18 protein-coding genes are annotated in these 21149 nt (G+C 68.8%); 10 read left to right on the top strand and 8 right to left on the bottom strand.

Annotated features, from left to right (window positions below; translation table 11 throughout):
* Window positions 1–6: 6 nt before the first annotated feature.
* From ACIBTM_RS26875 to ACIBTM_RS26855, 5 genes are all read right to left on the bottom strand, one after another.
* Window positions 7–1158 (bottom strand): DegT/DnrJ/EryC1/StrS family aminotransferase, encoded by a 1152-nt coding sequence (locus ACIBTM_RS26875; RefSeq protein ID WP_395879899.1) that lies wholly within the window; start codon window positions 1156–1158, stop codon window positions 7–9.
* Window positions 1155–2225, bottom strand: a complete 1071-nt coding sequence (locus tag ACIBTM_RS26870) for a glycosyltransferase family 4 protein (RefSeq protein ID WP_395879898.1) — start codon at window positions 2223–2225, stop codon at window positions 1155–1157. Before ACIBTM_RS26870 ends, ACIBTM_RS26875 begins: the two co-directional genes overlap by 4 nt.
* On the bottom strand, window positions 2222–3013 hold the full coding sequence (locus ACIBTM_RS26865; RefSeq protein WP_395879897.1) for a sugar phosphate nucleotidyltransferase: 792 nt from the start codon (window positions 3011–3013) through the stop codon (window positions 2222–2224). Before ACIBTM_RS26865 ends, ACIBTM_RS26870 begins: the two co-directional genes overlap by 4 nt.
* 299 nt (window positions 3014–3312) lie before the next feature.
* Entirely contained in the window at window positions 3313–3762 is a 450-nt protein-coding gene (locus ACIBTM_RS26860) for an enediyne antibiotic chromoprotein (protein WP_395879896.1), read from the bottom strand.
* A gap of 188 nt (window positions 3763–3950) precedes the next feature.
* Complete coding sequence (locus ACIBTM_RS26855; RefSeq protein ID WP_395879895.1) at window positions 3951–4571, bottom strand: hypothetical protein; 621 nt, start codon at window positions 4569–4571, stop codon at window positions 3951–3953.
* Window positions 4572–4959: 388 nt separating this feature from the next.
* Here ACIBTM_RS26855 and ACIBTM_RS26850 point away from each other — a divergent pair, with 388 nt between their 5' ends.
* Both ACIBTM_RS26850 and ACIBTM_RS26845 read left to right on the top strand, forming a co-directional pair.
* Complete coding sequence (locus ACIBTM_RS26850) at window positions 4960–5754, top strand: hypothetical protein (RefSeq protein WP_395879894.1); 795 nt, start codon at window positions 4960–4962, stop codon at window positions 5752–5754.
* 488 nt (window positions 5755–6242) lie between these two features.
* The gene (locus ACIBTM_RS26845; protein ID WP_395879947.1) at window positions 6243–6995 is read left to right on the top strand and encodes a helix-turn-helix domain-containing protein; all 753 of its coding nucleotides are present in this window, start codon (window positions 6243–6245) and stop codon (window positions 6993–6995) included.
* A 59-nt stretch (window positions 6996–7054) separates the two neighbouring features.
* On the opposite strand, the gene ACIBTM_RS26840 is transcribed toward ACIBTM_RS26845, so the two are convergent.
* Window positions 7055–8437, bottom strand: coding sequence for an FAD-dependent oxidoreductase (locus ACIBTM_RS26840; RefSeq protein WP_395879893.1), 1383 nt, complete (start codon window positions 8435–8437; stop codon window positions 7055–7057).
* 24 nt (window positions 8438–8461) lie between these two features.
* Window positions 8462–8902, bottom strand: coding sequence for an SgcJ/EcaC family oxidoreductase (locus ACIBTM_RS26835; protein ID WP_395879892.1), 441 nt, complete (start codon window positions 8900–8902; stop codon window positions 8462–8464).
* A gap of 223 nt (window positions 8903–9125) precedes the next feature.
* Here ACIBTM_RS26835 and ACIBTM_RS26830 point away from each other — a divergent pair, with 223 nt between their 5' ends.
* The 5 genes from ACIBTM_RS26830 to ACIBTM_RS26810 all read left to right on the top strand — a co-directional run bounded on the left by ACIBTM_RS26830 (window position 9126) and on the right by ACIBTM_RS26810 (window position 16341).
* Window positions 9126–10307 carry an acyl-CoA dehydrogenase family protein gene (locus ACIBTM_RS26830; RefSeq protein ID WP_395879891.1) on the top strand — a complete coding sequence of 394 codons (1182 nt, stop codon included), beginning with the start codon at window positions 9126–9128 and terminating at the stop codon, window positions 10305–10307.
* A gap of 8 nt (window positions 10308–10315) precedes the next feature.
* On the top strand, window positions 10316–11335 hold the full coding sequence (locus tag ACIBTM_RS26825; RefSeq protein WP_395879890.1) for an alcohol dehydrogenase catalytic domain-containing protein: 1020 nt from the start codon (window positions 10316–10318) through the stop codon (window positions 11333–11335).
* 76 nt (window positions 11336–11411) lie between these two features.
* On the top strand, window positions 11412–11783 hold the full coding sequence (locus ACIBTM_RS26820; protein ID WP_395879889.1) for a VOC family protein: 372 nt from the start codon (window positions 11412–11414) through the stop codon (window positions 11781–11783).
* Window positions 11784–11790: 7 nt separating this feature from the next.
* Window positions 11791–14724: an arabinosyltransferase domain-containing protein gene (locus tag ACIBTM_RS26815; protein WP_395879888.1), complete on the top strand. Its 2934-nt coding sequence runs from the start codon at window positions 11791–11793 to the stop codon at window positions 14722–14724.
* A 24-nt stretch (window positions 14725–14748) separates the two neighbouring features.
* Window positions 14749–16341 (top strand): GMC family oxidoreductase, encoded by a 1593-nt coding sequence (locus ACIBTM_RS26810; RefSeq protein ID WP_395879887.1) that lies wholly within the window; start codon window positions 14749–14751, stop codon window positions 16339–16341.
* Here the strand turns inward: ACIBTM_RS26810 and ACIBTM_RS26805 are convergent.
* A complete protein-coding gene (locus ACIBTM_RS26805; protein ID WP_395879886.1) occupies window positions 16333–17466 on the bottom strand; it encodes an epoxide hydrolase family protein in 1134 nt (377 codons plus the stop codon). The genes ACIBTM_RS26810 and ACIBTM_RS26805 overlap by 9 nt on opposite strands.
* 229 nt (window positions 17467–17695) lie before the next feature.
* On the opposite strand from ACIBTM_RS26805, the gene ACIBTM_RS26800 reads away from it, so the two are divergent.
* The 3 genes from ACIBTM_RS26800 to ACIBTM_RS26790 all read left to right on the top strand — a co-directional run bounded on the left by ACIBTM_RS26800 (window position 17696) and on the right by ACIBTM_RS26790 (window position 21146).
* Window positions 17696–19069 carry an aspartate aminotransferase family protein gene (locus ACIBTM_RS26800; RefSeq protein WP_395879885.1) on the top strand — a complete coding sequence of 458 codons (1374 nt, stop codon included), beginning with the start codon at window positions 17696–17698 and terminating at the stop codon, window positions 19067–19069.
* A gap of 31 nt (window positions 19070–19100) precedes the next feature.
* Entirely contained in the window at window positions 19101–20069 is a 969-nt protein-coding gene (locus ACIBTM_RS26795) for a DUF1702 family protein (RefSeq protein ID WP_395879884.1), read from the top strand.
* 105 nt (window positions 20070–20174) lie between these two features.
* Window positions 20175–21146: a DUF1702 family protein gene (locus ACIBTM_RS26790; RefSeq protein ID WP_395879883.1), complete on the top strand. Its 972-nt coding sequence runs from the start codon at window positions 20175–20177 to the stop codon at window positions 21144–21146.
* Window positions 21147–21149 lie beyond the last annotated feature (3 nt).

Below are 21149 nucleotides of genomic sequence, written 5' to 3'. Positions count from 1 at the left end.
ACAGCTTCACCGCGGCCGGGGCAGGGCGGTGTCCAGCACGTCGGCGACGAGTTCGACGTCAGCGTCGTACATGCGGCTATGCAAGGGAAGTGAGAGCAGACGAGGTGCGACCCTCTCGGTGACCGGCAATGCCCTGCTCGCCACGGAGCGATAGCGGGTGAACCGGTGGGTCGGCGGGTAGTGCACCGACGTCTGGATCCGGGCCGCGGACAGGGTGTCCCGTACCTCCTCCCGCGAGCTGCCCGGCGGTAGCAGGACCGCCATCAGGTGGTGAGCGCTGTCGTCGTCGCGTCCGTCGAACGGGATCACCAGGCCCGGGATCCTCCGCAACCGGTCACGGTAGACCGCCACCAGCTCCCGGCGGCGTGCTCGATCCCGGTCGAGCCGTCCGAGCTGGATCCGGCCGAGCGCCGAGGAGATCTCGGTGGGACGGTAGTTGAGCCCGACGCCGTCGACGTCGTAGTCGGCTTGCCCGGTCTGCGCGCGCTGCCAGGTCGACCGGGTCAAATGGTGTGAGCGCAGCAGCCGGATCTCGTCGAGTACCGATTGGTCGGCCGCCACCACCATCCCACCCTCGCCGGTGGTGACGTTCTTGGTGGCGAAGAAGCTGAAACAACCCACGTCGCCCACCGTGCCGAGCATCCGGTCGCCGTCACGGACGACGGGCGCGTGCGCCGCGTCCTCGATCAACCGGATGCCGCGCCGCGCGGTGATCTCCCGCAGTGCGGCGAGATCGGCGGAGTAACCGCCGTAGTGCATCGCGACGACCGCCTTCGTGTGGTCCGTGAGCAGAGCAGCCACGTCGGCAGGGTCGACAGTGAGGTCGGTCTCGGAGCGCACGTCGGCGAAGACCGGTGTCGCGCCGTGGAGTGTGGCGACCGCCGCGGCCGCGACGAAACTCAGCGCGGGCAGCACGACCTCGTCACCGGGGCCCAGCCCCAGGCCGAGGACCGCGAGGTGCAGTGCCGCTGTCCCGCTGCTGACCGCCACGGCGTCGGGGACACCGAGCCGCTCGGCGAAGTCGTGTTCGAACTCGCGGGTCACCGCACCGGCGGAGAGCCAGCGGGAGTGCAGCACCGCGGTGACGGCATCGATCTCCGGTTCGCCGATCGTGTTGTCCGCCAAGGTAACCCGCCACGGCGGCGGCGTGTCGTTCATCCGGTCCTCCCGATCGCCGATCCGTATCCGTCCTCGACCGCGGCTGCCACCTTGTCCCAGCCGAACTCGCGCCTGGCACGCAGCAGTGCGGCTTGTCCCATGGCCGCGAGCCCCTTCTCGTCGCGCAAGGCGTCGATCAGGGTCGCGGCCAGACCGGCCGGTCCCGGCCCGGCGACCAGACCGTCCACACCGGGCCGGAGCACGTCCTCCACCCCGGGGAAGTCGCCGCTCACCACCGGTCTTCCGCAGGTCCACGCCTCGACGAACACCAGTGGGAAGACATCGGCCACGGTGGGGAGGCACAGCAGGTCGCAGGCCGCCAGTGCGTCGTGCTTCGTCTGCTCGTCCACCATGCCGAGGTCGAGCAGCCGAGGTGCCGCGTTGGCAAGGAACGCCGCTTCGGCTTCGGCGTCGGCGTTCGGGCCGATGAAGGCGAACCACGTGTCCGGCAGGCGTTCCCACACCGGCCCGGTCGCGGCCAGCAGGCGCCGGTACCCCTTGGAAGCGGTACGTCGTCCGGCGAAGAGCACCATCCGGCCGTCCACTCCGTACCGGTGCCGGAAGCCGCTCGCGTCCGGGGTGCCGACGAGATCGGCGGCGTGCGGGATCGCCCAGATCCGCCACGGTGGCACCCCGTATCCGGTGAGGACAGTGTTCTCGGTGCCGGTGAGGGTGAACAGGACGTCCGCCCGGCGGCACAGCGCCGCCGCGGTTTCGGGCTCGGGCCACACCTGGACGGCCGACGCGGGCGTGAGTGCGAACGTGGCCCGATAGCGGTCCGCCAGCTCCGCGGCCGCCGCCACCCAGGCGGGCCGGGCGAGGTCGAAGGCATGCACCACTGACGGCCGCCACCCCGGTAGCGCCCGGTGTACGTCGGCCTCACTGCCGAACACCGGCACAGCCCGTGGGCGGTGTTCACCGGTCGCGCCGACGCTGTCGGTGAGCACCGCTACCCGTCGACCGGGCCGGGCCAGCCGCTCCAGCGTCCGCCACGCCATCCGCTCGGCGCCGGCGAAGTCCCGTCCGTAGCCGCCGAACACCACGAGCACGTCCGGGAGGCTCGTCACGCTCGTGCTTCCTTTCGCTGGTGGCCCCCGCTGTCGACGAGAAGACCGATGTCCCGCACCGCGGCGAGTTCGTCCACCGCGACGTGCTCGGTAGCCCCCGGGGGCCCGGGTTCGAGGTAGCGGCGGGGTTCGGCCTGAAAGGCCTTCTTCGCCTCCTCATACCGCGCCGGCGTACCGATGTCGTGCCACGACCCGGAGAAACCGTAGCCGTGTACGGGCTCGCCGTGGCCGATCAGGTTGTTGATCAGCGTGGGCATATCGGCGGGCCCTTCCGGGATATGGTCAAGGGCCGACGGGCTGACGACATAGATCCCGGACGACACGTTCAGGCCGAACGTCGGCTTCTCCATGACTTCGATGACGCGGCCCTCTTCGAGGCGCACCAGTCCGACGCCCGCCGTGAACCGGCGGCGCAGGAAGGCGACCGTGAGCACACTGCCGGTGCGCTCGTGCGCACGGTGCAGGTCCGCGAAGTCGAGGGTGGTCAGGATGTCGCCGTTCATGACGACGGCCGGGTCGGTCCATCCCGGCGCCAGCCGGAGCGGCGCGGCGGTGCCCAGCGGCCGCTCGTCGAGACTGTAGTCGACGGACAAGCCCAGTCGCGCGCCGTCCCCGATCTCGGCGCGGATCTGCTCGCCCAGATGTGAGACGCACAGAGTCACGCGGTCGAACCCGAACGCGCGGAGTCGGCGCAGAATGATCTCCAGCACGCTGTGGCCACCCAGTTCGAGCAGCGCCTTCGGCCGGGTTCTGGTGTACGGCAGCAAGCGGGATCCCTTTCCTCCCACCAAGACAATCGCATGCAACGGCGTCACCCCGGTAGTCGAGAAGAGTCATGATCTTCTGTTGGTTCCAAGCTATCGAGCTCGAGTGGCACGGGTAAGGCGCGAAGGCGCGCCCCCCTGCCCTGACCGAATGTCCGCGTGACCCAGCTCCTATTGATCATCCACAAAGGACAGCTTGAGAGCGCAAGATACTCAATGAAGGCCCCCTTCCCTCGGTGCGGCCGAGGGAAGGGGGCCTTCACGTACTTCCGGCAGGGCAAGAACCCGCTCAGTGCGGGGTCGGCGAATTGAGAGACCCGGAGCTAAGCGCCGAAGCCCAGGATTACCGGGTTCGCGAAGACGGAACCGTTGGTAATACTCCCGAAGCGCAACGAGCAAGCGACCGCCGTGCAGTCGACCGTGCCCGCGGGTTTACCCTCCACCGGATCGACGCCATCGTAAGAGGCGCGCACGATGACCGGCGTGGTGAACCCGCCACCGGCGTTCGCGGTCACGATCACCCGGTCGGCGAAGTCGCAACTGACCGCCGGCCAGTCACCCGGACCGCATTGCATGACGCCGATCTGTTCCCCTGCAGGGAATCCGGTGCCCTCCGCCGTGACGGACTGGCCGTTCTGCAGACCGGACGACGGCGTAACGGTGGCGCCGGGAGCCGCCGCGGCGGCCGGAAGGGCGCCGAGTACCGCGACACCGGAACCGGTGGCGATGATCAGTGCGAGCTTTCGGACGAAACCGGTTTTCCGCGAAGACATGATCGAATACCTCCGATTGACAAGGAGAAGAGACGACCGGAATTCGGAGTGAATCCGGCGTGGGATATCTGCGTGGGAATGGTGCGAGCAAGTCCGGAACCGGACCTACCATCGACGCTAGCCAGATCAACGACGGTCGGTCAAGCACTTACCACCCGGACAATCGGTTGACTGTCCACACTGCGCAACTACCGAGAGGCCGGGGCCAGCAGCCCCCATTGGCCGGCGAGGGCGATCGCCTCCTGCCGGTTGCGGGCGCCCATCCGGCGGTACACCGCCGACAACCGGCGGAAGACCTCCCGCTGCGAATACCCCTCGGCACGGGCCAATTCCACCACCGAGCCGCCGCCGGCGAGCACGCGAAGCCACTGGACCTCTTGTGGTCGCAGGCCGGTGCCCTGCGGCCGATCCTGCGCCGACTTCGCGAGCGCACGTGCGGTCGGAGTGGGCAGGACCGTCCGGCCCGCCATCGCGGCACGGACCACCGCGAGGATGTCCGCGGGCGCGGAATCCCAGCTGACCGCCGCGTGCGCACCGGACCGCAGCGCGGTGGCGTACACCGAGTGCGCCGAGGAGGAGAGGATCGCCACGAGCACGAGGCCGGTGAACTCTTCGCTCAGCTCCTGCAGTCGATCGACGTCCTCGTGCCCGCGCAGCGTGACCACCGCGGCCGCGACCTGGCGTTGGCGCAACCACGCCGACGGCCGCGCCGGAGTCGCCACCTCGAATCCGTCGCCGGCGAGTATCGCCTCCAGCCCGGCCCCGAACGCCGGGACTCGATCGATAACCACAATGACCGGGTCTGGCATGTCCGCTCCCCCATTCCTCGCCCACGCGCCAAGCGGGACCGGAGGGACGCCGCCGGGCCCTGATGTCGCTTTTCGGAAGGCGACTTCCGGCCTTTCGTCCGCCCATTCGGGCAGTGGCCGGTCGGTCCTTATCCCGGCTGACACTATCCCCGGCGTGATCGCCGCCGCGCCATCTCACTCCGGTATTGCTCAGACAAGCGCAAATACGAATGGGTAATGACAATGAGAATCCAGTCATACTCCTTCCATGGTGGTTAAGTATCACGGAAACGGACCATACTGCGCCTCTGACGCGTTGACGATGATGATCCAGCCACACAGTCCCGGGACCGCGGCACTGGAGGTACTGGGCGGATCGCCGTTCGGACTGAGCATTCAAAGCGCGGGAATGGTCGAACAGGATCTCCCTTTTTTCTGCGCCAAGGACTGGCTTCCGCCGGACGGCATTCGGACCGCACTCGAGCTTCTCGGATGGACCTTCGACCAACAGGGGGGCTCGCGCGACGAAGCGATGAGCATCCTGCGGCACGCGACCCCGGCGCATCCGGTTCTCGCCGGCCCGGTCGAGATGGGACTGCTTCCCCATCACCCCGGGCTCGGGCAGCCCATCGGGGCCGACCACCACGTGGTGGTCTTCGGCGTCGAGGGCGATTTGATCCTCATGCACGATCCCCACGGGTACCCGTTCGCCACCGTGCCGACCGAGGCGTTCCTGACCGCGTGGGCCGCCGACACGGTCGGCTACCCGGTGCAGCCCTACACGACCCGCACCAACTTCCGCAGGGAGCGCGAGGTGGACCTCGTCTCGGCGCTGCGCGAATCCATTCCCCGGGCGATCGAGCTTCTCGACGGGCCGGACTCCGCCACGAGCGCGGAGCGACTGGCCGAGATGGTGGAGTCGGGGCTGGGCCGCATGCAGCACAAGTACCTGGTGGAGTACCAGATCAGCGGCGGGGCGATGCGACTGTCGGACGCGGCCTTCTTGTTCGGGTCGATCGGCTGCACCGCCGCGGCCCGCGTCATGGAGCGCCAGGCGCGCTTGATCGGTTCGCTCCAATTTCCGCTCGTGACAGGTGACACCAAGACGGCCGCGGAGACACTCCGCGTGCTGGGCCGGACCTATACCGAACTTCGGCTTGCACTGCTGCAGACCGCCGGAATCACCTACGGCGTGCCGGACTGACACCCGGCGGCGCCGGACGTCAGTCCGGCCAACGAATCCGTGCCTGGTTCACAATTCGCGCGGTGCGACTGCTACGAAAGATGGGTGATACCAAACGGCTGTGGTCACTCACATGTACCACTCGCTAAATGGCCTACTGCTTTCACCGAGCGCCGACGCCCTTCGACGTTGCTTACCTAAGCGCATGACGCTAAAGCCCCCGCGACGGACGGTACTGTGTGATCAAGGTGCGATTCTATGGGGGGGAACCATGGCGGAAACAGTGACACCCCGTCGAACATGTGGGCGACAAGCCCTCAGGTCCGGCGGGCGACTTCCGCAGCCGTTTAGAACACCGTGACGGAGCGCCCTTGAACGCTTCGCAGGTGGCTTCGACGGGACTCGGGCGCGGTCTCCGCATGCCCGCAGCGGCCGGAATACGCGCACCGCCAAAGCCTCGCATTCGGCTTGAAGTATGCGGATAAACCATCTTCGGAGGAGGGACGTTGGTGGAACAGGAAATAGAACAAGGTATCAATCGCGCTATTTTGCTCATGCAACAGAGACTTTCCGAAAAGATCACGATCGGCGATATGGCCGACGCCGCGATGTACAGCAAGTTCCATTTCTCAAGAATGTTTCACAGAATCACCGGAATCTCACCTGGCCGGTTTCTCTCGGCGCTGAGACTGGAGCACGCCAAGCAACTGCTCAGGTCGACCGACCTCACCACAATGGAGATCAGCCACCGGGTCGGCTATGCCAGCGTCGGCACGTTCGGTAACCGCTTCACCAGTTGTGTCGGTCTGCCACCCAGCGTCTACCGCCAATACGGCGGCCTGCCGTGCCGGACGGGGTTGCGATTCGGCAGGCTCGGCCAGGCTCCACGCAAGCCGACCGCCGTGGTCCGCGGACGTCTGCTGTCGCCCCGGACGGATATGATCGCTCCGGCGTTCGTCGGACTGTTCCCTGATCCCCTGCCAGAAGGAAGCCCCGCCGGGTGCGCCATTCTCTCGCGACCGGGCCCCTTCATTCTCGAACAGGTGCCCGCCGGAACGTGGTACGTGCTCGCCCGCTGTGCGACGATCGAAACTTCCGCAGACAGCGTGCCGTCGATCGGGGTGCACGGCCCGTTCACCGTCCACCCCGGCAGTGTCCAGCGGATCGATGTACACCTGCGCCCGAGGCGTATCGCCGATCCCCCCGCGTTGCTGGCCATCCTCGACCGTGTCCCCGCGACATCCCAGCACGATGCCGGCTGACTCCCGTGCCGAAGGCCGGGGATCCGTGTGATCCTGGCCTTCGGCACGGGAGTCCAGCTTCAGGATGCCTTCGCGCCGGTTTGTTCGATCGGCCGGGTGCCGGGAGCACGACCGGAACGCCGCAGGGAGCCCCGCACCACGCGAGCGACCACCGAGGGGCGCATCAACGCGGTCGGCGGCTCGATCAGGCCCGCCACTCGCATGAACGCGTGGGTGATCCGCCCATCCGTGGTCGCGGCCGCCTGGAGCTTGCCCATGTAGGCGTTCACCATCCGCACCTGGGTGGTGCGCTTGCCTTCCACCTCAGGCCAGCTGAGGTCGCCCCCGGCCGCGATCGCCCACGGCGCGTCGACGACCTCCGCGATACGCCGGAAGAACCGGCCCGCTTCCGGTACCCGCCCCTCGCGCAACTGATCACGCAACACGACGGCCTCCAGCGCGGCGACCGTCATCCCCTGGCCGTACACCGGATTGAAGCTGCACACGGCATCGCCCAGTACCAGTACCCCCGCGGGAAAGCGGCTCAGCCGCTCGTACCGACGGCGGACGCTGGCGGGAAAACGGATCGTGACCGGCTCGGCGACCGGCGGGGTCGTGCCGACGGCGTCGTGTATGGCCGGTACCGGCAACGAACGCGTATAGGCCAAGAAGCCTTCCAGACCGGGGTCCGGGCAGTCGCCCAGCATTCCGGTCAGGGACAGGATGTGCCGGTCCCCGCCCACTCTGCCGAAGAACGCGCCACGCGGACTGCCCGGCGTCGCCAGCGGGATCAGTGAGAGGCTCCCGGTCAATGGCCGGTCAGGCAGGTCGAACTCGCAGGTGGTGTAGGAGAGCCCGATCTTCACCTGCTCCTGTTCCGGCCTCGCGTACCCGAGTTCCTCGAGCCAGACCGGCATCCTGGAGCCGCGGCCGGTGCAGTCCACCGTGAGGTCCGCCTCCAGCACCTCCTCGTCCGAAGCGGCGCCATGCCGTCGCACGCGGGCACCGGTGACCCGTCCACCGTCCGGGGTCGTCCGGACGCCGACGATGTCGCACCGTTCAACGAACTCGACCTCCGGCAGCGCGGCGACCCTGGCCCGGACCCAGCGCTCGAGAAACGGCCTCGCCACCGACGCCACGACGAGCCCCGTCGTCGCGGGCCGCCACGTCCTGCCCTCGAAGAACCAATGCATCTCGCCCATGTCGACCATCGGGATGCCGTCGGCGCGCAGTTCCTCGGTCATCCCGGGGAACAACGCCTCCAAGGTCTGCTGTCCCTTAGCCAGGAGCGCGTGGGCGTGCGCACCCTGCGGTACCCCGCGGCGCGGGTCCTCGACCTCGGTCACCTCGTCCCGGTCGATGACCGTCACCCGCTCGTACTCCTCGGCGAGGACCCGTGCGGTGACCAGCCCCGCCATGCTCGCGCCCAGCACCACCGCTCGCCGTCCCACTCGATCACCCATGGTGCTCTCCTTCTCGTGCTCGGTTCACGCGGTTCCGGCGGGACAGTTCTGGTAGACGGCGATCTGCCACCGGCTGTCGTGTTTGACGACCACCCAGGTCGCGCGAATGGCTCGCTCCGGTGTCACCTTCCGGTCTCCCGGTGCGAGCACTCCTCCGTTGTTGACGAAGACCACGACGTTGGGGGACAACACCTTCACCTCGATCGGCGCTCCCGTCACCCGGGTGCCGAAGTAGGGAACGGCGAATGCACTCGCCATGAAGAACCGGATTTGAGCGCGTCCGTGCGCGTAGACACCGGGCAGGATCATGCTCCCGTCGGGAGTGAACGCCTCGGCGAACGCCTGCGCGTCGTGCGCGGCCCACGCGTCGACGACGCGCTGGATGCTGCTTTGCGCCGCCATCCGTTCCGGTTCCGGCAGGACGGCGGCACTGGCCACAGTGGACTGTTCGTCGCTTTCGGACATGAATGCTCCCCTGATCGGCGGCTGATCTTTGCCCGCGCCCGGCACCATCGCATCGTCACATCCACCGGATCGGGTCACCACCTCGCTTGTTGCGCTACGCGAAGCGGGATTCCTTATGAGAGAGCAGTTTCCGAGAGGGCATTCCGCGAGGTCTAACTCTTCGCGGCGACGGAGCACGATGAGCCCGATGGGCCGAGGGCCCCGACCATCCAGGGAGGACAGAGTGGACACCATCCACAGGCCGACGACCGCGCAGCTCGTCGAACGCGCCGCGAACCTGGTACCGCTGCTGAGGGAACAGGCGACCTCCGCCGAGCAGGACCGGCGTCTGTCCGATGCGGTCGTCGACGCGCTCACCGACGCCGGCGTGTACCGCATGCGGGTCCCCGCCCGCTACGGGGGCTGGGAATGCGACGCTCGCACGATGGTCGACGTCGCCACGGAACTCGGCCGCGGGGACGGTTCGGCGTCGTGGGTCACCGCCGTCTCCTGGATCACGACGTGGATGGCAGGCCTCTTCCCCGACGAGACACAGGACGAGGTCTTCGCGGACGGAGACGTCCGTGTCTGCGGCACGCTCAGTCCCACCGGGACGGCGGTACCGGTCGACGGCGGGCTGCTGCTGAACGGCAAGTGGGGCTTCATCAGCGGCGCTCTGCACGCCCGCTGGCAGGTCGCCATCGCGATGTCGCCCACCCCCGACGGCGCACAACAGCCGGTCATGGCCATGGTCCCGCTGTCGGACCTGACCATCGTCGACGACTGGCACACCAGCGGGCTCGGTGCGAGCGGCAGCGTCACGACGGTCGCACAAGACGTGCACGTGCCCTACGCCAGGGTGCTTCCCCTCGCCGCCGCACTGGTGGAGCAATACGGCTCCAAGCTCAACGCCACGTCCCCGATCTTTCGCGCGCCGTTGCTGCCGACGGCGTCGGTCTCGTCGGCAGGCACCGTCCTCGGCCTCGCCAAATCGGCCATGGAGCACTTCCTGCTCCGGCTGCCCGGCCGCGGGATCACCTACACGAACTACAGCAGCCAGCGCGAAGCACCGCTCACGCACCTGCAGGTCGCCCAGGCCGCGCTCAAGATCGACGCCACGGAGTTCCATGTCCACCGATTGGCGGCACTGGTCGATCACAAGAGCGCCGGTGACGAACCGTGGTCACCCGACGAGCGGGTCCGTGCCCGCGCCGACATGAGCCAGGCCTGCCTGCTGGCCAAGGAGGCGGTCGACATCCTCAACTCCGCCAGCGGGGGCTCGTCGATCTATCTCTCGGTGCCCATCCAGCGGATGGCACGCGACGTCCATGCCATCAACCAGCACGCCCTCATGCATCCGGACACGAACCTCGAACTGTACGGCCGGGTGCTGTGCGGGCTCGAACCGAACACGCGCTACCTCTAGGAGACGCCATGCGAGCAGCGGTCATTCCCGGCGTGAACGAGAAGTGGGAAGTGCGTGACGTGCCGCCACCGGCGCCGGGTCCCGGCGAGGTACTGGTCGAGGTCCGCGCCTGCGGGATCTGCTACAACGACATCCTGGCCACTCGCGGCGCCATCCCCTTTCCCGCCACGGATCCGGCGATCCCCGGCCACGAGGTGGCGGGCGTCGTCGTCGAGGTCGGCGCGGGCGTGACCAGTAGGCGGACCGGTGACCGCGTCGGTGTCACCTGGGTCCAGGCCGGCTGCGGGCGGTGTGCGCACTGCCGGTCCCATCGGCCGGTGGGCGGCCAAGCGCTGAACTGCGCCGCCCCTTCGATGACCGGGTTCACCGTCCCCGGCGGTCAGGCGCAGTACCTGGCGGCGGCGGCGGAGACGACCGTGCTCATCCCGGACGGTCTGCCCGACGAACTCGCCGCGCCCATGCTCTGCGCCGGTTACACGGCCTGGAGCGCCTTCCGGGCGGCCGAGCCGAATCCGCACGACCGCGTCGCCGTGCTCGGCATCGGCGGAGTCGGCCACCTCGCCCTCCAGTTCGCCAAGGCGTCCGGCGCGGAGACCATCGCGGTCACCCGGTCACCGGACAAGCACGACCTCGCCAGGGCACTCGGCGCCGACATCGTGGTCTCCGACGGTGAAGAGCTGCGCGACGTGGGAGGAGCCGACATCGTCCTGGTGACGGGACCTTCGTATGCCAAGGCCGCGGACTGCCTGCACGGGCTGCGCGCCGACGGCCGGATGGTGCTCGCCGGCATCGACCCGGCAGGCGGCTTGACGATCCCGCCGAATCTGTGGCCACCGTTCTTCGCCCAGCGTCACAAGCTGATCGGGGCCACGCACAACGGTCTCCACCTGCTGAGCGAAGCACTCGACCTCGCGGCATCGAGGGCTGTGGTCCCACAGGTGGAGACCTTCCCGCTCAGCGAGATCAGCCACGCGGTCGACCGGGTGGCTTCGGGCACGGTCCGGTTCCGGGCGGTGATCATGCCCTGACGTGACGCCGTCAGGGACGAACAGCCCCTCTACCGCAGCACCTTCAGATCCACCGAGCAGCCGAGGAGAGATGTCCATGCTCACCACGAAACAGGCGTTCAGCGGGATGTCGGTGAACGACCTGCAGAAGGCCCAGAAGTTCTACGGCGGGACACTCGGGTTCGAAGTGACGAAGAAGTTCGGCCAGCTGCACGTCCACCTCCCCGGCGGGCACAAGGTGCTCATCTACCGCAAGCCTGACCACCGGCCAGCCACCTACACGGCGCTGTATCTGCCGGTCGGCGACGTCGACGAGGCGGTGGACGAATTGACCGCACGGGGCGTCGTCTTCGAGCGCTACACCAAACCTCGTACCGACGAGAAGGGGATCTTCCGGGGCAGGGGGCCGGACATCGCCTGGTTCACCGACCCGGACGGCAACGTGATCGCCATCGTCGAGGAGAGGTGACCACGGAGTGCCCGCCGCCGGACAGGTCACCCGGCGGGGTGCGCGATACCGCGTCGTCGCCGGGTCGACCGGTCTGCTGGCGGTCCTGGTCACCCTGACCGTTCCGTTCCTCCCGGTTTCCCAGGCAACGACCACGGTCACGTGGCCGACCGCATACGGCACGCGCGCGGTGAACGCCCCGTTGACGAGCTACTCCCCGACGCGCCTGGAGGCCACGATCGGCTGTGCCACGGCGAGAGCCTTGGACAGCCGGATGAGCGGCCCCGGCACTCTGGTGTCCACCACGCCATCGGCGTCGCCTCTTGGCGCCATCGCCGGACTCGCACTGAGCGTCGACAACGGACTCTTGATCGTGCGGCCGCGAGGCGAGCCCCAGACGTCGGTGCCACTGCCCGGCGGCGACTGCGACATCACTGTCACCGCAACCGCCGCCGCGACGCTGACCGCGATCGGTGGCTCGCCGGTCGCGGTCGCCTCCGGTGACCACCGTCCTCAGCTGACCGGGATCTACTCCGACATCGACGGCGCACTGGACGGCGTCCGGGGTCTGTCCGTTCGCGCGGAGGTGGACAACCGGTTCGACACGAGCCCGTCACCGATGAAGCTCATCGCGATCGCGCTCGCGATCACCCTGACCGGCTGCGCGCTCCTCGCCCTGCGAGGAGTCGACGGCCGGGGACACCGGCCGTCCCGGCACAGGCGGCGCCCGGGGAAAGCCGATCTCGTTGTCACGGCGGCGCTGACGGCGTGGTGGGTGATCGGGACGCATACCCCCGACGACGGCTACATCCTGACCATGGTGCGCGACCGCGTGAACGCCGGCTACCTGCCCAACTTCTACCGATGGTTCGGCGCACCGGACTCGTTCTTCGGCTGGTTCTACGAGGGGTACGCCCTTCTGGCGCGCCTGTCCGAGGCAGGTCCGGTACTCCGGCTGCCGTCACTCGTCCTGGGCGTCGGGACCTGGCTGGTCATCGCTCATCTCCTGCTGCCGCGGCTGGGTGCGCGGACGCGAGGCGGAGCATCGCGGTGGGCCTGCGCGGCCATGTTCCTGGCGTTCTGGCTGCCGTACAACGACGGCTTGCGTGCCGAGCCGGTGATCTTGTTCTTCACCGCGCTGGTCTACGCGGCGGTCGAGCGCGCCATCGCCACCCGCGGGCTCCTTCCGGTCGCTCTCTCCGCGTTGTGCGCGGGACCGGCGCTGGCGGCGAGCCCCACCGGCCTGCTCGCCACACTGCCCTTCCTGGTCGGAGCCCGTCCGCTGCTGCGTCTGGTGCGGGAACGAGTGCGGGTGCGCGGGTTCGTGGCGGTCGCCCCGCCGATCGCCGCCGCGGCGACCGTGATCGGCACCGTGGTGTTCTGGGACCAGACTTGGCGTTCGCTCGCCGACGCCACCCGGCTGCATTTCGACCTCGGCCCGGCATTCGGCTGGTACGAGGACCATCTGCGCTACGTCGACCTGCTCAGCGACTCCGTGGGCGGTTCCATCGCTTACCGGCTGCCGGTCTTGCTCACGATCGTCTCGCTCCTGGTGTGCGCGGTGCTGCTGATCCGGCGCCGTCGGCTCGTCGGCTTGGCGACGGCGCCGTTGCGCAGACTGCTGGGTCTCACGGTCGGTACCTTCGCCGTTCTCGCGCTGGCCCCGACCAAGATCTCGCACCAGTTCGGGGTCCTCGCCCTCGCCGGCCCCCTGCTCGCCGCCGCGATGACCAGGACGTGGGCTCCCCCGGTGACCCGGACCCGTCGCGACGCCGCTCTCGTCGCGACCGCGGTCTTGCTGGCTGCCGCGCTGGCGCTGTCCGGGCCGAACACCGCCTGGTACGTGTCCGGCTGGGGTTTCCCGTTGGCGGACGGCGCGCCGGCGGTGGGCCCGATCCCGCTGCGGACCGTCGCCGTGATCCTGGCCTGCGCCGCCGCCGTCGTCGCGGTCGTCGAGCACCTTCGGGGCAGGCCTTCGGCCGCGCGCACCCGTTCCCGGACGGCGCCGGCCCTGCTCGTCACGACCACCATGGTGCTGGCCCACTTCACCTCGGCCGGTGTCGCGATCGGTCGGCAGCACGACAGTTACAGCCCCGGGGCGGACAACTTCGCGCACTTCGTCGGCAAGGGCGGCTGCGGTCTTGCCGACGAGGTCCTCGTCGAAACCGATCCCTCTACCGGAAGCCTGACCCCCGCGGACGGCGAGCAGGCCCGAGTGCTGTGGGCCGACGCCGGCGGCGGGCTGGCGGGAACACCGTGGTACTCGCTGCCCGCCACGGCGGCGAGCGGTGAACTCCCGGTCGTCCTGCCGCTCCCGGCCGGGAACACCGGCGACCTCACCGTGGAATTCGGCCACCGCAGGCCCGGTGGGCCGAGCGTCACCCGGCGCACTGTCGCGGCGGGCATCCCGGAAGTGCGGGTCCCCGTCGACGGCGACGCCGTCGGGGCGGACCGGATCCGGTTCCTCGCCCCGGCCGCCTCGATCACCGGGGCGAACGGCGCGCCGAGAGTCCCTCGGGTACGCACGTTGACCGAAGTCGTCGCGGACGCGCCCACGTACATCGACTGGCCCGCCGCGTTCCCCTTCCCGTGCCTCGACGTCATCGGGCCACGGCGCGGGATCGGCAGGCTGCCGCGCTTCCGGATCGACGGCGACGCCACCTTCCGGAACTCCGGGTGGTCGTGCGCGGACAAGGGTGGTCCGGCCGGCTGGCTCGACGTCGTCGGCGGACGGCGGACACTCATCACCTACCTGCGCGGCCGTCCCACCACCGACTGGGGGCAACTGCAGGTCATCGAGCCGTACGCGCCGGAGGCACTTCCCGCGGACGCGGCGGTCAGCACCGCTCCCTCGCGCACCGTGCCGGGGACCTGGTCCCCCGGACCGCTGCCCCGCACCGTCACACTGCCGCCCGGTCCGTCCACTTCGGACGGTCCGGACGGGTTCCTGTGCTTCGGATGACAAACACCAACGCCTGGAGGGATCTTGTACGACTATGTGATCGTCGGCGCGGGTTCGGCGGGCTGCGTCCTGGCGAACCGGTTGAGTGAGGATCCCGGCGTCGAGGTCTGCCTGCTGGAGGCCGGGCCTGCCGACACGAACGAGAACATCCATACCCCGTACGCCTTCGGGAAACTCTTCCGTACCGCGCTCGACTGGGACTACGACAGCCACGACGAGCGGCACTGCGGCAACCGCCGGATCTACCTGCCCCGCGGGCGGGTGCTCGGTGGGACGAGTTCGATGAACGCGATGGTCTACATCCGCGGACACCGCTCCGACTACGACGGCTGGGGGCAGCCGGGCTGGAGCTACCCCGAACTCCTGCCCTATTTCAAGCGGTCGGAGGACAACGAACGCGGTGCCGGCGCCTACCACGGAACGGGTGGTCCGCTCGCTGTGTCCGAGAGCCGGTCACGTAATCCCATGACGGCCGCGTTCGTCGAGGCGGCCACGGAAACCGGGTACGCGGCCAACACGGACTTCAACGGTGCCGAGCAGGACGGGTTCGGCCATTACCAGGTGACCCAACGCGAAGGCCGCCGCTGCAGTACCGCCGCCGGATTTCTGCGCCCCGTGTCGGATCGTCCCAATCTCACCGTGCTGACCGACCTTCAGGTGCACCGCGTGGTGATCGAGAACGGGAGAGCGTGTGGCGTGGAAGGTGAACGGTTCGGCCGGCAGGTGTCCTTTCGGGCAGAACGGGAGGTGATCCTCTCGGCAGGTGCCTACAACTCACCCCAGTTGCTCATGCTGTCCGGGGTCGGACCCGCCGATCTTCTCGCCGGACTGGGGATCGGGGTGCTGGTCGACCAGCCTGAGGTGGGGGCGAACCTGCAGGATCATCCCCAGGTGAACCTGAACTTCGCGCATACCGAACCGGTCAGCCTGCTGGTCACCGCCGAGCCGCGTCACGTGGCGGAGTTCGAACGCTCCGGGACGGGGCCGTTGACGTCCAACGGTCCCGAAGCGGGCGGGTTCATCCGGACACGCGACGGCCTGGCCGCACCGGACGTCCAGTTCCACGCGGCGCCGATGATGTTCCTCGCGGGCGGGCTCGGAGCACCGACCGGCCACGCGCTGTCCTACGGTGCCTGCGTTCTCGCGCCGCGCAGCCGCGGCAGCGTCCGCATCGTGTCACCGGATCCGACCGCCAAGCCGCGCATCATCCACGACTACTACGCCGAGCCCGAAGACCTCGACGTCGCGGTGGCAGGCCTGCGGGCCGGGCTGGCGATCGCCCGTGGATCGGCGCTGCGCAGGTACACCACGAGACTGCTCGACCCGCCGGAGTCCGACTACGACGACGACCTGCGCGACCATGTCCGCCGGCACACCCAGACGCTGTTCCACCCCGCCGGAACCTGTGCGATGGGCACGGTACTCGACGCCGGACTACGCGTGAGAGGGGTGGACGGCCTCCGCGTGGTGGACGCCTCGGTGATGCCGCGGCTCGTGCGCGGCAACACCAACGCGCCCACCATCGCCATCGCGGAGAAGGCCGCGGATCTGATCCGCGGCCGGGAACCTCTGCCCGAGGAGGAACCCCTCCACCCGAAGGCGGCGAGCTCAGCGTAGGCGGGAGAAGAAGCGGCGGACGTCGGCGACGAACTCGTCCGGCCGCTCGAGTGCCGGGAAGTGCCCGCCTCGTTCGAACTCCGACCAGTGGACGATCGTGGGCAGATCCCGTTCGGCGAGGCGGCGGATCGGGGGCAGGATGTCTTCGCCGAACACCGCGACGCCCACCGGTGTGGTGATCGGCGAACTCTCCTGGCCGGCGCCACGCAGGTCGGCGGCACCCTCGTAGTAGTGGTGCGCCGAAGAGCCCGCCGTCTCCGTCAGCCAGTAGATAGTGGCGACGGTGAGCAGGGTGTCCGGATCGAGCGGCTGTTCGCCGGTCCAGTCGTGGTACCGCTCCGCGATCCAAGCGAGCTGCCCCACCGGCGAGTCGGTCAGCGCGTAGGCCAGAGTTTGCGGTTTGGTGGACTGCAACTTCATGTACCCGGACAGTTCCTCGTCGAACCGCTTCAGCCTGCCGAGCCGTTCTCTGTCCACAGCGGACAGATCGGCCAGCTCGCCGGGGGCACCCGAGGGAAAGGTCAGCAGCATGGTCAGGTGGATGCCCACCAGATCCGCGGACGGCAGCCTGCCCAATTCGAGAGAGATCACTGCACCGGCGTCACCCCCGTGCGCGCCGTACCGGTCGTAGCCGAGCTCGCGCATGAGCTCGGCCCAGGCCCCCGCCACCCTGCGGGCGTTCCAGCCGGCGTCCTCGGTGCTGCCCGAGAACCCGAAGCCGGGGATGGACGGCACGACCACATGGAACGCGTCCGCGGCCTCACCACCGTATGCTCGGGGATCGGTCAGCCTCGGGATCACCTCCGCGAACTCGGCGACCGAACCCGGCCAGCCGTGGGTGAGCACCAGCGGGAGCGCGTCGGGCTCGGGCGAACGCACGTGGAGGAGGTGGACCTGAGCGCCGTCGATGGTCGTGACGTACTGGTCGAACTCGTTCAGCCGCCGCTCCACGGCACGCCAGTCGAACCCGGTCCGCCAGTAATCGGCGAGATCGCGGAGATAGTCCAGCGGGACACCGCGTTCCCAGCCGGCGTCCGCGATTTCGGAGGGCCACCTCGTATCCGCGATCCTGCGTTCCATTTCGTCGAGCTCGTCTTGGGCAACAGCGATCTGAAAAGGACGCATTGTTCTCGCCTCGACTCCGGTCGGGAAGGGACACCGCGTTCCGGTTCCCCTGCTCGCAGTCACGCTAAGGCGGACCGGGGCGGAATTCCGTGTGCGAACGTGCTGTGCCGAATGACGAAGCATTCTGCGAGCTGGTGTGCCGCCGCCGGATTGCTAACGTCGACCGTGTCCCGAAAAGGTTAGCGGAATCCGCGCATTCGCAGTTCCACGACGAAGATCGGAGTATGCAGTGACGATTTCCAGCCCCACGGGAACGGCGCGGATGACAGCGGCCGCGCTCGAGGCACTCGACCGACGCCACCTCATTCATCCGCACCAGCGCGACTCCCGCTCCGAACGACACGTGATCGTGCGCGGCGAGGGCTGTCTCGTCTGGGACGCGCACGGCACCGAGCTGCTCGACGCGACCGGAGGCGCGAACTGGCTGTGCCAGGTCGGCCACGGTCGCCGGGAGATCGCGGACGCCGCCGCCGAGCAGCTCGCGCGGCTGGAGTACTTCACGAGCTTCGACGTGTACTCCAACGACAAGTCCATCCTGCTGGCCGCTCGCCTGGCCGAGCTGGCTCCTGCCGGCCTCGACCGGGTCTTCTTCACCAACGGCGGCTCGGAGGGCGTCGACACCGCGATCAAGGCCGCGCGGCTCTATCACCACCGGCGAGGCGAGCCCGAACGCACTTGGCTCCTCGCCCGGCGGATGGGGTACCACGGCGCCACCTACGGCAGCGGAACGGCGACCGGCTTCGACGGTATGCAGCACGCCGTCGGCCCGAACCTCCCGCACGTGGAGAAGCTCACGCCGCCGCATCCGTACCGCGCCGAGTTCTACGACGGCCAGGGCCCGACGGACTTCCTCGTCGCCGAGCTGCGGCAGACGATCGAGCGTATCGGCGCGCACCGGATCGCCGCGATGATCGGGGAGCCCGTCATGGCGGGCGGCGGCGTGATCACGCCGCCGCCGGACTACTGGCCGCGGGTGCGCGAGGCCCTCGACGAACACCGGATCCTGCTCATCGCCGACGAGGTGGTCACCGCGTTCGGCCGCACCGGAAGCTGGTTCGATTCGGAACGGCGTGGAATGCGGCCCGACCTCGTCGTCACTGCCAAGGGGCTCACCAGCGGCTATGTCCCGCTCGGCGCTGTGCTGCTCGGCGACCGGATCGCCGACGCGCTGACCGGAGGCAGCGGTTTCTTCCACGGGCACACGTACTTCGGCCACGCCGTCGCCTGCGCCGTCGGACTCGCCAACCTCGACCTGATCGAGCGGGAAGGCCTGCTGGTCAACGCGACTCGGATCGGCGACTGGTTCCGCGACGGACTGGCGGCCGCGGCGGACCTGCCCGTCGTCGGCGACGTGCGGGTCGAGGGTGCGACCGCCGGCATCGAGCTGGTCTCCGACCGGGACACCCGGGAGCCGATCATGGCTGCCGAGGTGGCCGCCGAGATCCGTGAGGCGCATCAGGTGGTGGTCCGCGACTACGGCAACACCATCGTGCTCTCCCCGCCGCTCGTGCTCGATGAGGGACAGGCGGCACGGGCGACAGGGGCCGTGACCGAGGTGTTGTCCCGGCTCGCCCCCGACGGACGGATCACCGGCGGGCACTGAGTCCCCTATCGATCAGCACCAGGAGGATCGCGTGCCCACCTTCACCGGTTCCGTACGAAGGCTCCTGTTCACGCCGAAGCTCGCCGACGTGACGTTCGCCGGACGGGGATTCCCCGTCGAGAAGCCGAAACGACGGCTGGAAGCGATTCCTCAAGCCGTCGTCTGCGGATTCGAGTGGGCCATCGACTGCCACGACCAGTGGGAGGTCGAGGCCCGGCTCGCGCTGGTGGAGCAGGAGTTGCGGGGCTTCGCCTATGAGGGCGCGACGATGGCGTTCACGATCCTCGACGCGATGGGCCGAGGCCGACGCACGCGCGCCCTTCTCGACGGGCCTGGGCAGCCACATCTCCTTCTCGCGTACATCGGCATCGGGTTCGCGATGGCTCGGCTTCCCAGACCGCTATGGAAGAAAGTGCTGCCCGACCTCGCTCCCGGCCCGTTCCACCCCACGATGAGCTGGCTCGCCGTGGACGGCTACGGCTTCGACCTCGCCTACTTCCACACGCGACGGTGGGTCGACCGGCAGGAGTCCGTCACGGCCTATCCGTGGCAGGGCTGTCCGCGCTATTTCCCTCGTGCGTTCGACCAGGGACTCGGCCGGGCGCTCTGGTTCATCCACAACGGAGACGTGTCGAACACCGCCGCTGCCGTGAACCGGTTCGCCGAACACCGGCGCGCCGACCTGTGGAGCGGTGTCGGGCTCGCCGCGACGTTCGCGGGCGGTTGCCCCGCCTCCGATGCCATCGCACTCCGTGAGCTCGCGGCCGGGCATGCGCCTTCACTGGCGCTCGGTTCGGTCTTCGCCACCAGCGCACGGGCCGCGGCCGGGTACCTCCCGTCGCACACTACCGAGACCGGCGCCGAGCTGACCGGACTGTCCTCCACCGAAGCAGTCGAACTCGCGATGCGGACCGCGGTCTCCTCCGAGGGCGACGGGAGTTCCCCGGCGTACGAACTGTGGCGGGAACGTATCCGTGGAAAGTTCGCCGAAACCGCCTGAACGGCACCATGCACAGAGCATCGGCAGATATGGAAAACCAGGCCGTGGTACTGCGACGATCGTCTACGGCCAATCCTGAAACAACAAACCGAGGAGCGAGCCGTTTTGAGCAGCCATTGGCGAACGCTGAGGCGTCGCATACTCACCCCGGACAGCGCGCAGTCGACCATGGCGGTACGCGGTTTCGAAGTAAAGAACGAAACCAGCAAAGAACTGCTCGAAACAATCGGATCCACCTTTCTCGACGGCTATGGGACCGCGGTCGAGGCGAGGTCGACAACCGCCGCCGAAGATCGGCTCCAAACCGTTCCTGAGCGTTTCCGGGGCTTCGCTTACGAAGGCGCGGCGATGGGTTTCGCCGTGCTGGACGCGCTGCCGCCGCGTGGACGCCGAGTGACCAGGTTCCTGGCGGGACGCGGCACGGAGCATCTCTACATGGCCTACATCGGCGTCGGCTGGGCCTTGGCCCGGCTCCCGCGCCTGCGCTGGCCGTCGATCGAGACACTCGACCCGCTCCTGCGCTGGCTCCTCCTTGACGGTTACGGCTTCCACCAGGCGTACTTCCACACCCGCAAGTACGTCCACGAGCAGTACCGGGACAACCGGTTCGCCTGGCCCGACGCTCCCCTGCCCTACGCGCAGCGGGTGATCGACCAGGGAATCGGCCGGGCACTCTGGTTCGTCGCGGGCACCGACCCCGAGGTCGCCGGGCGGCTGATCGACGCCTATCCAGGCAGCAGGCACGCCGACCTGTACAGCGGAGCGGGCCTGGCGGCCACCTATGCCGGCGGAGTGTCCACAGAGGAACTCCGCCTGTTCTTCGAACGAGCCGGGAAACACCAGCCCGATGTCGCACAGGGCAGCGCCTTCGCCGCCGAGGCACGGCTGCGTGCCGGGTTGCGTGTCCCGCATACCGGCCTCGCCACCGAAGTGTTCTGCGGCAGGACGCCCGAGGAGGCGGCCGAGGTCTGCCGCCGGACCAGACCCACCGACACCGGCACGCACGACGGCGTGCCTGCCTTCGAGGTCTGGCGACGGCGTATCGCCGACGAGTTCGTCCTGACGGGAAGGTCTTGAAAC

This window comes from Amycolatopsis sp. NPDC049868, assembly GCF_044461365.1.
GTDB lineage: Bacteria > Actinomycetota > Actinomycetes > Mycobacteriales > Pseudonocardiaceae > Amycolatopsis.
This window is presented reverse-complemented; position numbering and strand designations above follow the sequence as displayed.

Excerpts from the sequence above, each read along its gene's own strand:
- ACIBTM_RS26875 (WP_395879899.1), bottom strand. The coding sequence starts at position 1,158 with ATGAACGACACGCCGCCGCCGTGGCGGGTTACCTTGGCGGACAACACG.
- ACIBTM_RS26860 (WP_395879896.1), bottom strand. The coding sequence starts at position 3,762 with ATGTCTTCGCGGAAAACCGGTTTCGTCCGAAAGCTCGCACTGATCATC.
- ACIBTM_RS26855 (WP_395879895.1), bottom strand. The coding sequence starts at position 4,571 with ATGCCAGACCCGGTCATTGTGGTTATCGATCGAGTCCCGGCGTTCGGG.
- ACIBTM_RS26850 (WP_395879894.1), top strand. The coding sequence starts at position 4,960 with ATGGTCGAACAGGATCTCCCTTTTTTCTGCGCCAAGGACTGGCTTCCG.
- ACIBTM_RS26840 (WP_395879893.1), bottom strand. The coding sequence starts at position 8,437 with ATGGGTGATCGAGTGGGACGGCGAGCGGTGGTGCTGGGCGCGAGCATG.
- ACIBTM_RS26835 (WP_395879892.1), bottom strand. The coding sequence starts at position 8,902 with ATGTCCGAAAGCGACGAACAGTCCACTGTGGCCAGTGCCGCCGTCCTG.
- ACIBTM_RS26825 (WP_395879890.1), top strand. The coding sequence starts at position 10,316 with ATGCGAGCAGCGGTCATTCCCGGCGTGAACGAGAAGTGGGAAGTGCGT.
- ACIBTM_RS26820 (WP_395879889.1), top strand. The coding sequence starts at position 11,412 with ATGCTCACCACGAAACAGGCGTTCAGCGGGATGTCGGTGAACGACCTG.
- ACIBTM_RS26805 (WP_395879886.1), bottom strand. The coding sequence starts at position 17,466 with ATGCGTCCTTTTCAGATCGCTGTTGCCCAAGACGAGCTCGACGAAATG.